Annotated in this window: 4 protein-coding genes; 3 read left to right on the top strand and 1 reads right to left on the bottom strand. The window is 61.9% G+C overall.

What is annotated here, in order from left to right:
• On the bottom strand, window positions 1-12,353 hold a 12,353-nt coding region (locus tag TK42_RS24790), incomplete at its 3' end, for a non-ribosomal peptide synthase/polyketide synthase (RefSeq protein WP_103735390.1).
• A 210-nt stretch (window positions 12,354-12,563) separates the two neighbouring features.
• Here TK42_RS24790 and TK42_RS24785 point away from each other — a divergent pair.
• The 3 genes from TK42_RS24785 to TK42_RS24775 all read left to right on the top strand — a co-directional run bounded on the left by TK42_RS24785 (window position 12,564) and on the right by TK42_RS24775 (window position 14,403).
• Window positions 12,564-12,815, top strand: coding sequence for a type II toxin-antitoxin system HicA family toxin (locus TK42_RS24785; protein WP_032876316.1), 252 nt, complete (start codon window positions 12,564-12,566; stop codon window positions 12,813-12,815).
• The gene (locus TK42_RS24780) at window positions 12,812-13,171 is read left to right on the top strand and encodes a type II toxin-antitoxin system HicB family antitoxin (protein WP_103735389.1); all 360 of its coding nucleotides are present in this window, start codon (window positions 12,812-12,814) and stop codon (window positions 13,169-13,171) included. Before TK42_RS24785 ends, TK42_RS24780 begins: the two co-directional genes overlap by 4 nt.
• 227 nt (window positions 13,172-13,398) lie before the next feature.
• Window positions 13,399-14,403: a family 2 encapsulin nanocompartment cargo protein terpene cyclase gene (locus tag TK42_RS24775; RefSeq protein ID WP_103735388.1), complete on the top strand. Its 1,005-nt coding sequence runs from the start codon at window positions 13,399-13,401 to the stop codon at window positions 14,401-14,403.
• Window positions 14,404-14,412 lie beyond the last annotated feature (9 nt).

Here is a 14,412-nt window from a genome sequence, read left to right as displayed (position 1 = left end):
GGGCCGACGCCACGGGCAATCAGGGCATGAGCCAGACGGTTGGCCTGGCGATCCAGTTCAGCGTAGCTCAGGGTTTGCGCATCGAACTTAACCGCCACCGCATCCGGGGTTTCCCGGGCACGGTCGGCTACCAACTCGTGAACAAGACGCTCGGCGCAGAAACCGGCGTCGGTCTGGTTCCACAGCTCAAGGATGTGCTGTTGCTCATCCTGGCCCAGCAGCTTCAATTGGCCGATAGCCTGTTGTTGGTCGGCCACCATTGCCCGCAACAGGTTCTGCCAATGCCCGGCCATGCGCTCGATGGTCGCCACAGCGAACAGGTCAGTGGCGTAACTCAGGGAGGCGCGCAGCACGGTCGGGTTTTCTTCCACATCCAGCGCCAGGTCGAACTGGGACACGCCCTCATCCAGATCCAGGACCTCCACGTGCAGGTCGGTCAGGCGACTCAGGTGGCTGTCGGCACCGCTTACACGGTGGTTGAACACTACTTGGAACAACGGGCTCAGGCTCAGGCTGCGCTCCGGTTGCAAAGCCTGCACCAACTGCTCGAAGGGCAGGTCCTGGTGCGCCTGAGCCTCCAAAGAGCGCTGGCGTACCTGGTGCAGCAATTGCTCCACGCTCATCTGGCCATGAATATCGGCCTTGAGCACTTGGGTGTTGACGAAGAAGCCAATCAAACCCTCGGTTTCGAGACGGTTGCGGTTGGCAATCGGCACGCCGACGCGCACGTCCTCCTGGCCGCTGTAGCGATGCAACAAGGCCTGGTAAGACGCCAGCAGCACCATCGGCAGCGTCACACCCGCGCTGCGTGCCAGGCTGCGCAAGCCGTCCAGCAGCTCGGGGGCCAACTCTATGCCCAAGCGGGCGCCGCGATGGCTTGGCTGTGCCGGGCGCGGGTGATCGAACGGCAACTCCAGCACCGGTTGCTCGCCGCCCAAATGCTCGCGCCAGTAGGCCAATTGACGTGCCTGCTCGCCCGCGGCCATCCAGTCGCGTTGCCATACGGCATAGTCGGCGTACTGGATCGGCAGCATCGGCAGGCTTGGGGTTTGACCCTGGCTGAAGGCAGCATACAACTGCACCAACTCCTCAACCATCAGTTGCATCGACCAACCATCGGAGACGATGTGGTGCTGCACCAGCACCAGCACATGATCATCGTCGGCCAGACGCAGCAACTTGACCCGCAGCAGTGGCCCGCGCAGCAGGTCGAACGGGTGGGCGACCACTTCGGCGACCCGCGCCTTGAGGCCAGCGTAATCGCTATCGACCCGGTCGATATCGACGCAGCCAACGGCCTCAATGACCTGCAACGCACCGGTGGCCTGTTGCTGAAAATGCGTGCGCAAGCTTTCATGGCGCGCCAGCAGGCTGTCGAAGCTGCGTTGCAGTGCACTCAGGTCCAGCGGCCCTTGCAAACGCAAGGCGCTGGGGATGTGGTACGCGGCGCCGGTGGGGTCCAGTTGCCAGAGGAACCATTGGCGCTCCTGAGCGTAGGACAGCGGCAAAGGCTGCGTGCGGTCGGCCTTGAGCAACGCTGGCGCAGTAGCGCCCTCCTCGCCCAAGGCCCGAACGAAATCACTCAGCAGCGGGTGTTCGAACAAGGTCTTGAGCGCAACTTCCAGTGTCAGGGCCTGGCGAACCCGCGACACCACACGCGTAGCCAGCAATGAATGGCCACCCAGCTCGAAGAAGTGGTCGTCGAGGCCGACCTGCGGCACCTCCAGCACTTCGGCCCAGATGGCCGCCACCTGCTGCTCGCGCAGGGTTACCGGTGCTATATGGCCTTTGAGTGAATCGCCAACCTCCGGCTTGGGCAGCGCCTTGCGGTCGAGCTTGCCGTTGGGGGTCAAGGGCAGGCTATCGAGGAACATCCAGTGCGCAGGCACCATGTAATCCGGCAGGCGCTCGCGCAGCGCGGCTTTGTACGCCTGCTGTGGCTGCGGTGCGGAGCTGACTAGATAGGCGATCAGGCGGTCGTTATCGGCCAGCACCACCGCTTCGCGTACACCGTCGTGCTCACGCAGACAGGCTTCGATTTCACCCAGCTCGATCCGGAAACCACGGACCTTGACCTGATGGTCGACGCGCCCGATGTACTCCACCACGCCGTCGGCCCGATAGCGTGCCAGGTCGCCGGTGCGGTACAGGCGTTCGCCCGGCGCCCCAAACGGGTTGGGCACGAAGCGTTCGGCAGTCAGCGCCGGCTGCCTGTGGTAACCGCGCGCCAGGCCGACACCGCCGATCAGCAGCTCGCCAGACGCGCCTTGCGGGCATGGCGTAAGGCCGGGATTGAGGATAAACAACCCGGTATTGGCAATGGGCCGTCCAACGAAAGGCTGCGCTTGGTGCAGACGATGAGCCGCTGACCAGATGGTGGTTTCCGTCGGGCCATAGAGGTTCCATACAGTACCTTGCAGCTCGAGCAGGCGCTGGGCCAAGTCGGCTGGCAGCGCTTCACCACCGCACAGACAGGTTATGCCACTCAGTAAATGGGCGCGCGGGCTATCGAGCAACATGCGCCAGCTCGATGGCGTGGCCTGCAGCACACTCGCGGCCTGACGCTGGGCCAGTTCGAGAATCGCCTCAGGGTCGAGGGCCATGTCCTGGGCGCTCAGTAGCACTGTGCCGCCCATACTCAGCGGCACGTACAGCTCCAGGGCGAAGATATCGAACGAGAAGGTCGTCAGCGACAACAGCCGCGTCTGCCGGCCAATATCCAAGGTGCCGGCCATACCGCTGGTAAAGCTGCACAGCGCCTGGTGGCCTACCATCACCCCTTTAGGCTTGCCGGTGGAGCCGGAGGTGTAGATGACGTAGGCCAGATTTTGCGGTGTAACGGCAACCTGCGGGTTATATGCCTGCGTGCCGACATCCTCGACCATCAGCACCTGCACGCCTTGCGGCTGCACCAGGCGCCCTTGCAGGTGCGCCTGGGTCAGCAGCACCCGGGCGCGGCTGTCTTCGAGCATGAACGCCAGGCGCTCTGCCGGGAATTGCGGGTCGAGTGGGACATAGGCGCCACCGGCCTTGAGAGTCGCGAGCAAGCCGACCACCATGTCCAGGGAGCGCTCCACGTGCACTGCCACCAGCACGTCCGGGCCGACGCCCATGGCGATCAAACGATGGGCCAGGCGATTGGCGCGGCGGTTGAGTTCACCGTAGCTCAGGCGCTCCTCGTCGAAGTGCAGCGCGATGGCGTCGGGTTGCGCCACGGCCTGGGCCTCAAACAGCTGGTGTACGCAGTGTTCGTGTGGGTATGGGGTGTCGCTGCGGTTCCAGTCGTGCACCATTTGTTGCCATTGCGACGTGCTCAGCATCGCCAGTTCATCCAGGGGCTGGGAGGCATCGTGCACGACCGCGCGCAGCAGGTTTTGCCAATGCTCGGCCAGACGTTCCACGGTTGCAGCGTCAAACAAGTCGGTGGCGTAGGTCAGGGACGCCCAGAGGCCGTCGGCCGATTCCTCGGTTTCCAGGTTCAGGTCGAACTGCGTGCTGTGACCCGCCCAGTCCATTGGCTGCAACACCAGGCCAGGCAGTTGCACTGAACCCGAACGCAGGCTGCTTTGATGATTGAACATCACCTGGAATAGCGGGTTATGGCTCAGGCTGCGCTCCGGCTGCAACACCTGCACAAGTTGCTCGAACGGCAGGTCCTGATGGGCCTGGGCTTCCAAAGCGCGCAGTTTGACTTGGCCCAGCAACTGCTCGAAAGGCATCTGCCCGTGCAACTGCGCCTGCAGCACTTGGGTATTGACGAAGAAGCCCATCAGCCGCTCGGTTTCGAGACGATTACGGTTGGCGATCGGCACGCCGACGCGAACCTGCGACTGGCCGCTGTAGCGGTGCAGCAAGGTCTGGAACGAGGCCAGCAGGAGCATGAACAAGGTCACGTCCTGGCGTTCGGCCAAGGCTTTGAGCTCAGCCAGCATCACGCGGTCAAGATGGATCTGCCGGCGTGCGCCGCGATAGCTCTGCACCGCTGGGCGCGGATGGTCCAGCGGCAAGTCCAGCAGCGGATGTTCGTTACCCAGACGGGCGCACCAGTAATCGAGCTGGCGTTGTTGCTCCCCTGCCGCCATCCAATCCCGCTGCCAACGGGCATAGTCGGCGTACTGGATCGGCAAGGCCGGCAAGTCCGCGTCACCTTGGTACAGCGCTACCAACTCGTCGATCATGACCTGCATCGACCAGCCATCAGAGATGATGTGGTGCTGGGTAATGACCAGCACGTGGTGTTCAGGCGCGACGACCAGCAATTTGACGCGCATCAATGGGCCGTCAAGCAGGTCGAACGGGCGCTGGATTTCTTCGCTGACGGCGTGCTCGATGGCATCGGCGTCGATCGCTTGCTGCTCAATCGGCACGGTCAGACTGGGGTGGACGACTTGCAAGGTGTGCTCGCCCGCCTCCACAAATGTAGTGCGCAGCGGCTCATGACGCTGCACCAGGGCCTGTACGGCGCGTGCAAGTGCCGCACTGTCGAGTTGACCGCGCACGTGCAATGCAGTCGGTACATGGTAAGCCGCGCTGGCCGGGTCCAATTGCCACAGGAACCATTGACGCTCCTGAGCAAAGGACAACGCCAGCGGCTGCTCACGTCCAAGTACTTGGAGCGCTGGCGCCGTATCGGCCGTCAAGCCTGCGCAAGCCGCCGCGAAGGCTGCCAGCGTCGGCTGTTCGAACAGGGCCCGCAACGGCACGTCCAGCTTGAGGTCGTGACGCACCCGTGAGATCACCTGAGTCGCCAGCAACGAGTGACCGCCGCGCTCGAAGAAGTGGTCGTCCAGGCCAACCCGCTCCACGTGCAGCACCGCTTGCCAGATCGCTGCCAACTGCACCTGCAAAGGGCTCTGAGGTGCCACGTACACGGCGCACGCCTGGCTCAGATCCGGTGCCGGCAGCGCCCGGCGGTCGAGCTTGCCATTGTTGTTGAGCGGCAAGGCATCGAGTACCACCCAATGTCCCGGCACCATGTAATCCGGTAACGCCTGACGCAAGCGAGTGGCCAGTGCCTGCGTTTCCAACTGCTGATCGTCGGCGGGTACCACATACGCCACCAACTGCATGCCGATCGCGCTCAGCTGGGCAATCACTGCCGCTTCACGCACGTCGGGCAAGGCTTGCAGGCTGGCTTCGATCTCGCCCATTTCGATACGAAGGCCGCGAATCTTCACCTGATGGTCGATACGCCCCACGTATTCCAGCGCCCCCGCCGCGTTGTACCGGGCCAGGTCGCCACTGCGATAAAGCCGCGCACCGGGCGTGGCAGAAAATGGGTCCGGCAAGAAGCGCTCGGCAGTGAGCGCCGGGCGATCGAAGTAGCACTGGGCCAAGCCCGCCTCGGCGCCGATGCATAACTCGCCCACACCGTCGGTGCTTAGCAGTTCGAAACCGCTGTCGAGCACATACAGCGCACGCCCCGCAATCGCCTGCCCAATCGGTACGCCGTACGCGTCGTTGGCATCGGTCAACTGGCAGTCATGCACGCTGGACACCACCGTGGCTTCGGTCGGCCCGTAGGTATTGACCAGGCGCACATGACCAAGCCCTGCGGCATGCCAGGCACGTACCCCCTCCACCGCCATGGCTTCACCGCCCACATGCACCTGGCGCAGCTTGCCCAGGGAGCGGCAGTGCACTGCACATTCCTGCGCCAACAGATACCAGTAGGCCGCCGGCAAGTCGGCCAGGGTTACGCCTTGCTCGACGATCTCCCGCGCCAGTTGCCCGGCGTCCCACAGCTCATCACTGCGCATGATCAACGCTGCACCCACACACAAGGGCGGGAAGCACTGCTCGACAAAACCGTCGAAACTGAAGGTCGCAAACTGCAAGACGCGATCCTCGGCACTCAAGCGGCTGTACAGCGTGGCACTGTCGCAGAATTGACCGAGGGCGGCATGATCGATGGCCACACCTTTGGGCTGACCGGTGGAGCCCGAGGTGTAGATCACATACGCCAGATCAGCAGCGGCGGCAGGGTTGGGCACGTTGGTCGTCGGGTAGCCGGCCAGCTCGTCACCGCAGGCGGTGAAATCCACACGTGCCAGTCCTTGGGGCAATGGCAGATCCACGAGCAAACCCACTTCGCTGAGCAGCAGGTTGAGTCGGCTGTCGGCGAGCATGTAAGCCAGGCGCTCGACGGGGTATTTCGGGTCCAGCGGTACGTAGGCCGCGCCACTTTTGAGTACCGCCAACAGGCTGACAATCAACTGCGGGCCACGGCGCGAAGCCAGGCCCACCCGTTGTCCGGGACCGACACCAAGCTCCAATAGGCGATGGGCCAGACGATTGGCCCGCTGGTTTAGCTCGGCGTACGTCAAGCCTTCGCCACCGGCCAGAACAGCCAGGGCGTCTGGGGTGGCCTGGGCTTGGGCTGCGATGCGTTGATGCACGCGCTCGTTACCCTGGGCAGCCGCGGCCGACCGGCTGAGAGCGAGCATATTCTGCTGTGCGGTGGCGTCGAGAAGGCGCAGGTTACCAAGGGGCACATGGGCATCTGCGAGCAATTGCGCCAGCAGGTGTTGCAGGTTGGCGCTCAGGCGCGCGACTTGCGGCTCGCTGAACAGCGAACGGTCGTAGCTGAACTCCAGGCGCAGGTTGGCCCCCAGCTCAATGCCCAGGGTCAATGGGTAGTGCGTTTGTTCATGGTTGTGCAGGCGGCCGAAGGTCAGGCCAGCCGGCGCGCCTTGCTTGAGCGCCTCGGCAACCGGGAAGTTTTCGAACACCAGCAAGGTATCGAACAGCGCGCCGTGATGGCCGGCCCAAGCCTGGATATCGTAGAGCGGTACATGCTCATGGTCGCGCAGGCTGAGGTTGAGCGCTTGCAACTCGCCGAGCCAGCTTGCGGCCGACTGGGCTGGCGAGGCTGCGCTGATGATCGGCAAGGTATTGATGAACAGGCCCAGTTGCTGCTCGATCCCTGGCAGTGGCGCAGAACGCCCGGCCACGGTGGCGCCAAAGGCCACGCAATCCTGGCCTGTGTAGCGCTGCAACAGCAGGCTCCAGGCGCCTTGCAACACGGTATTGAGGGTCACTTTGTGCTGGCGCGCAAACTCGCCGAGACGTCGGGTAACGTCGCTGTCCAGCGCCACGTGATGGTCCGCCATGCCGATCCCGTCCACCGGCTTGCGCAGTGCCTGGGACAGCAAGGTTGGCGTCGGCAATGCTGCCAGTGCGGCTTTCCAGAACGCTTCGCCAGAGCCTTGCTGTTGCAACCAGCCCAGATAATCGCGCCATTGCCCCAGTGGTGCGGGCACAGCCTGGCCTGCGTAGTGAGCAATGACTTCGCCAAGCAACTGCGCGTTGCTCCAACCATCCATGAGAATGTGGTGGCTGGTAAAAATCAGGTGCCAGGCCGCGCCCGCACCGCGCACCAGGGTCAGGCGAAACAGCGGCGCGGCATTCAGTGCAAAACCGCGCTCACGTTCAGCCTGAGCCAGGGCGTCGAAGTCGGCATACGGGTCTTCAATCACTTGCAGTTGCAGGTCAACCTGGTGCTGGATCAACTGGTGAGCACTGTCCATTCCCAACCAGTGGAAGCTGCTGCGCAGGGTGTCATGGCGATCCAGCGCGGCCTGCCAGGCACGCCCGAAGGCCAATAGGTCGAGCCCTTCGATGTCGAGGCGCAACTGGTTGATATAAGACTGGGCCTCGGGCGCAAGCAACGTGTGGAACAACATGCCCTGCTGCATCGGCGACAGCGGGTAAAGATCGGCAATGGCCGACCCCGCCACGGGCAATGCATCCAGTTGCTGCTGAGTAAGACGTGCCAACGGAAAATCCGACGGGGTCACCTGCCCTGCCGGAGCAGCACAACAATGTTCGATCAACGCCTTGAGTTCAGCGGTGTATTCATCCGCCAGACGCTGGACGCTCGACACGTCAAACATCTCACGACTGAAGCCCCATTGCAGCGCCAACTCACCGCCATACACCTGCCCTTCCACTGTCAACCAGTTGGCCAGCGGTGCCTCGGGATCCTGGGCTTGGCCGCTGCCTTCACTGGCCGGTACGAAGAGTGCCGACTCATTGAACTGACGGTCGAACTGGCCCAGGTAGTTGAACGTAATGCGTGGCGCGGCGAGGTTCGCCAGGCTTTCGCGGGCCTGCGGCGAACCCAGGTAACGCAGCAGACCGTAACCCAGGCCCTTGTCGGGCACGGTGCGCAGTTGCTCCTTGACCGATTTGATCGCATCGGATAAACCGCCTTCGGCGTGCAGACGCACCGGGAACAGGCTGGTAAACCAGCCGACGGTGCGGCTCAGGTCGATGTCGTCGAACAGGTCTTCGCGGCCATGGCCTTCGAGCTGGATCAGCGCAGCGGGTTGTTCGCTCCAGCGGCTGATCACCCGCGCCAGGGCCGTCAGCAGCAGGTCGTTGACCTGGGTGCGATAGGCCGCCGGTGCGTCTTGCAGCAACCGGCGGGTCTGCTCGGCGTCGAGGCGGGTTTCCAGTTTGGTGCCCAGCCGGTTTTGCAGGCCGCCCTCGGGGTGGTCGCAAGGTAGATCGGTGTCGACCGATTGCGCCTGCCAGTACGGCAGTTGCTCGTCGAGGGTTTGCGCGTGGTCGTGAAGTTGCTGCGCCCAATGCTGGTACGCGCTGGTTTTCGCCGGCAGCGACTGTCCGCGGTAAGCCTGTTGCAGGTCTTCGAGCAGGATGCGCCAGGACACACCATCGACGACCAGGTGGTGGATCACCAGCAGCAAGCGTTGGCTGCCATCGGCCATGCTCACCAATGCGGCGCGTATCAGCGGGCCTTGTTCGAGGTCGAGGCTGCGCTGGGCTTCATCACACAGCGCTGCCAACTCGGCGTCGATGTTGGCGTGAGACTGCCACAGCAGCGGCTCGGCGAGGGGCGCCGCATGGCTCTGATGCCAGCCATCCGCCTGCTGCACAAAACGCAGACGCAAGACGTCGTGATGCTGGATCAGCTGGTTCAAGGCCGCTTCCAGCTGCGCGGGCTGCAACGCCTCTCGCGGGGTCAGCAGCAACGACTGGTTCCAGTGATGATGTGCCGGGATCGCTTGGGCGAAAAAGTGCTGTTGCACTGGGGTCAGAATCACCTCGCCACTGACCGGGCCCTGGTCGATCAGGCTGACTTGGTCGAAGCTGGCCACCCGCGAAAGGCTACGGATGCTTTGGTACTGGAACAGGTCCCGGGGGCTCAGTCGGATACCGGCCCGGCGGGCGCGGCTGACCACCTGGATAGAAATGATCGAGTCGCCACCCAGCTCGAAGAAGTTATCGTCCTGGCCGACCTGTTCAACGCCGAGCACATCGCTCCAGATCGCCGCCAGGGCTGTTTGCAGGTCGCCTTGTGGGGCGATAAACGCCTGTTGCAGCGCTGCATCCGGCAGTGGCAATGCCTTGCGGTCAAGCTTGCCGTTGGCGGTCACCGGCAGCTTGGACAGGGTGAGGAAGTGGGTCGGCACCATGTATTCCGGCAGGCTGCCGAGCAGCCAGGCCTTGAGGTCGGTCGGCTCCTCGCCTTCACACACCAGGTACGCGACCAATTGTTTGCCACCTTGCACCAACACCACCGCTTCGCGCACTTGCGGGTGCTGCATCAGGCGGGTTTCGATTTCGCCCAGTTCGATACGCAAGCCGCGCAACTTGACTTGGTGATCGAGACGGCCGAGGTATTCGATCACACCGTCGGCGCGCTGGCGCACACGGTCACCGGTACGATACAGCCGCTCACCCGTCACGAACGGGCTTGGCACAAAACGTTCGGCGGTCAACGCCGGGCGCCGATGATAACTGCGCGCCAGGCCAGTACCGCCCAGGTACAGCTCGCCAGCTACACCGTCAGGCACCGGGTTGAGTTGGGCGTCGAGCACATAGGTGGCGAGGTTGGCGATCGGACGGCCGATGGGTACGCTGTCGGCGCCTTCGTCGATGCAGGTCCAGTGGGTGACGTCGATGGCCGCTTCGGTCGGGCCATAGAGGTTGTACAGCGCCGCACCCGGCAACTTGGCGAACACCTGCAGTTGCGCATCCAGGGGCAAGGCTTCGCCGCTGCACACAATGCGCTTGAGGCGGGTGCACGCCTGCACGCCCGGCTCGTGGATAAACGCCTGCAGCATCGACGGCACGAAGTGCAACGTGGTGATGGCGTACCGGCCGATGGTTTCGATCAGGCGCGCCGGTTCACGGTGCTCCCCAGGCGCCGCAACCACCAGGCGCGCACCGGTCATCAGCGGCCAGAAGAATTCCCACACCGACACGTCGAAGCTGAACGGGGTTTTCTGCAACACCGCATCCGCGGCATCCAAACCGTACGCCTGCTGCATCCAGCTCAAGCGGTTGACCAGCGCTCGATGGCTGTTGCCGGCGCCCTTGGGCTTGCCTGTGGAGCCGGAGGTGTAGATCACATAGGCGAGATTGAGTGCATCAATAGCGACGGCGGGCGCTGTGTGGCTGTAGCCGTCGAGCCACAGCGCCGGCTGATCCAGGGCAATCACCTGGATACCGGCAGCGGGCAGCGCGGCCAGCAGGCTTTGCTGGCTGAGCAGCAACCGAATGCCGCTGTCTTCGATCATGTAGGCCAGGCGTTCCTGGGGATACTCGGGGTCGAGGGGCACGTAGGCGCCACCGGCCTTGAGAATCGCCAGCAGGCCGATGACCATTTCGACGGAACGCTCGACACAGATCCCCACCAGCACGTCGGGGCCTACGCCCTGCTCGCACAAGGCGTGGGCCAGCTGGTTGGCCCGGCTGTCGAGCTGGGCGTAGGTCAAGGTGGTTGTACCGAATACCAGTGCCGGTGCATCCGGGGTGCGCTGAACCTGGTCTTCGATCAGGTGATGAATTGCGCGTTCGGTTGGGTATGACTCGGCAGTCTGGTTCCAGGTGTGAACCAGCCGGTGCTGTTCTTGGGCATCAAGCATCGACAATTCGCCGATACGCTGTTCGCCATCCAACACCATCGCCTGCAACAGGCTGATCCAGTGTTGGGCCATGCGGTCGATGGTCGGCGCGTCAAACAGGTCATTGGCGTAGGTCAACGCGGCGTGCAGGGTGCCGGATTTTTCATAGGTGTCCAGGGTCAGGTCGAACTGCGTGGTGCGGCCTTGCCATTCCACCAGGGCCAGCTCCAGGCCGGACGCGGTACTGACCGAAGCGATGTCGGCGACGACCGGCTGGTGGTTGTACATCACCTGGAACAGCGGCGTGTGACTCAGGTTGCGCTCGATTTTCAGCGCTTCTACCAGGCGCTCGAAGGGCAATTCCTGATGGGCCTGGGCACCCAGCGCGTGTTCCTTGATGCCTTGCAACAGCTCGGTGACGCGGGTTTGCCCGCTCAGTTCGGTGCGCAACACCTGGGTGTTGACGAAGAAACCGATCAGCCCTTCGACTTCAGTGCGGTTGCGATTGGCAATCGGCACGCCGACGCGGATATCACCCTGGCCCGTATAGCGATGCAGCAGCACATTGAACGCGCCCAGCAGCAGCATGAACAAAGTGACGTTGTGTTTTTGCGCGCAACTGCGCAGTTGTACCGCCAATGCCGGATCAATCGCGAAGTTATACCGCGTGCCTTGATGGCTGGGCATCGCCGGGCGTGGGTGGTCGGTGGGCAGTTCCAGTACCGGATGCTCGTCGCCCAGGCGCGCCTGCCAGTATTCCAACTGGCGCGCCTGCTCCCCCGCTTCCAGCCAGCGCCGTTGCCACAGGGCATAGTCGCTGTACTGGATCGGCAGCGCCGGCAATTGCGGTTCTTCGTTGCGCTCATGGGCGTCATAGCAACGAATGAACTCGTCGATCAGTACGTTCATCGACCAACCATCAGAGACGATGTGATGCAGGGTTAGCAGCAGCACGTGCTCTTGATCGGCGAGTTTGAGCAGTTGCACACGCAGCAGCGGGCCGTGCTCCAGGTCGAACGGCAACAGGGACTGGCGGGTAGCGGCGTCGCTGACGGCCTGCTCGCGCTCGGCGTCTGGCAAGGCGCTGACGTCCAACTGCTCGACATTCACCGCCGGTTCTACCGCCACCTGCGCCAAGCGCTCGTCGGCCTGTCGCTGGAACACGGTGCGCAGGGTTTCGTGACGCGCCACCAGGCTGGCGAACGCCTGCTCCATCGCAGGTAGGCTCAGCGCGCCGGTCAAGCGCACCGCGCCAGGTAAATTGTAGGCGCCACTGGCCGGTTCCAATTGCCAGAGAAACCACATGCGCTGCTGCGCGTAGGAAAGCGCCTGGCGATCCTCAACCTCCACCCCTGCCGGTATCGGAAACCTGGAAAAATCCACGCCCTCTTTCTGCAAGGCTTGCAGGAACAGTCGGCGTTTTTCCAGGGGCAGCCCGATAAACCGGCGAGCAAGTTTCAAGGAGTCTTCAGCATTCATTTCTTCGAATCCGGGGCAATAGGCGGGAAGCACAAAGGCACGTCGTCCCTATAAAACGAACCGGGAAGGGAAAAATTAGCGGGGGGATGGGTGGCATCGAGCGAGCTGTCATCAAGGGTTACATCAATTCCGGGAAAGGCATACGCCCCCGAGCTAGCATTGACGAACACCACTTTTTGCAACTACATTTAGTTACACGCAAGGAACGCCGTGTCCAAAAATGAAAAGCTGCTCGCCAAATTGCTCAATGAGCACATGGCATTTACCTGGCCCGAGCTCGTCACGCTGTTACGCCGACTCGGATACACACTGATTGAAGGGGCTGGAAGCCGCGTCAAGTTCGATATCGGCGACCCCAGTGCAATGATCACGTTGCACAAGCCTCACCCGGGCAACGAACTGAAACATTACATTCGGCGCCAGATCATCGAACAATTGAAATCAGGAGAACTGATTCAGTGAACAACCAGCTCAAACATAAAGGCTACATCGGCTCTATCGAGGCCAGCCTCGAAGACAACTGCCTGTTCGGCAAGATTTTATTCATCAAGGCATTAGTGAGCTACGAAGGCAAAACCGTCGCAGAACTGGACGCAGCCTTTCGCGAAGCCGTGGACGATTATCTGGCTACCTGCCAGACCCTGGGGCAATCACCTGAGAAGCCATGCAAGGGCTCGTTCAACGTACGCGTTGGGCATGAACTGCATCTGGCAGCCGCTCTGGCCGCAATGCGTAAAAAGGTGACGTTGAACGACCTTACGCGCCAAGCGCTGAATGAGTTTCTGCAACAGCACGACGACGGTCTAGCGGCGGTTTGAATTGGCCAGTCAGGCAACATCGCCACAGGGCTCGTTCGATGCGTGTGGCGAAGTGACGACGCGAGTCATCCCAAATGGTCTTATTCGGGCATTAGAGGTCGTTGACTCCAATCAGAACTAAAGGGTCCATTGTGTTTTTCCACCCGGACTTCTAAATTGAAATCAACGCCCTTCCTGATCCTTGGTCCGCAGTAACGTCCAATGGCATAGACACCCGGAGTCTTGCTATGAACGACATCAGCCCGCCGCCTCCCCCACAAAAAAACTCAACCGGCCTGGAAATACCTGCGCTTGAATGTCCATTACCGATACGACTGGACGAAGCGCTCGGCAATCGTATCAATGCGCTGTTAATGGCGTGGATCAATCGAATCGGTATTTTCGAGGGGCAGTTGGATCACGTAAGGGCCTCGAACTTCGGGCGTTTCGTAATGCTGTGTCACGCCGACACCGACGACGTTCAACGCTTGCTACTGTCTGCAAAATGCATGGCGGCGCTGTTCGCGGTAGACGATCACTATTGTGATGATGAGCGAAGTGGCGCCAACCCCAAGCTCCTGGGCGCACGCTTGTCACTGGCCCTGGCCGCCCTGGACAGGGCATATCTGATTCCATCCCACGACCTCGCGCTCAAACGTGCGCTCAACGATGATCCGGTTTTACGTGGATTGCGGGGATATATGAACCACCTGGATCGCTATGCGACACCCTCGCAGAAAGCTCGCGTTCAGTCGGAGACCATTGCGATGTTCGTGACCATGAATGCGGAAGCTTCATGGCGCATCGAACACAGCCTGCCTCAAGTCTGGGAATATTTGGCACATCGTCAAGTCAACAGCTTTTTACCTTGCATGGCCCTCATTGATATTGTCGGCGGCTATGAACTGGGTGCCGATACTTATTTTTCTGCGCCTGTACGCGAAGTGATCGCCCTAGCTGCAAGTTTGACCATGCTCGTCAATGACTTGTATTCCGCATCCAAAGAGCAAGAGCCTGGCATCGGTGATTTCAACCTGCCATTGCTGCTGGCAAACGAACAAGGTTGTTCATTACAGCAAGCCTTGTGGTTGACAGCCGATCTTCACAACACGCTTATACGTAGATATGAAGCCAAGGAAAGAAGGCTGCTCAAACAGGCCTCCCCCACGCTCAAGCGCTTCCTCGGCGGGGTAAAAGCCTGGCTGGGCGGCAATTACGAGTGGCATCGACACAGCGGTCGCTATCAAGTGTGAACAAGCCGG

The sequence above is a fragment of the Pseudomonas sp. GZJR-8 genome, from assembly GCF_002916705.1.
GTDB lineage: Bacteria > Pseudomonadota > Gammaproteobacteria > Pseudomonadales > Pseudomonadaceae > Aquipseudomonas > Aquipseudomonas synxantha_A.
This window is presented reverse-complemented; position numbering and strand designations above follow the sequence as displayed.

Bases quoted from the DNA above. Each gene is read 5' to 3' on its own strand.
- TK42_RS24775 (WP_103735388.1), top strand. From the start codon at position 13,399: ATGAACGACATCAGCCCGCCGCCTCCCCCACAAAAAAACTCAACCGGC.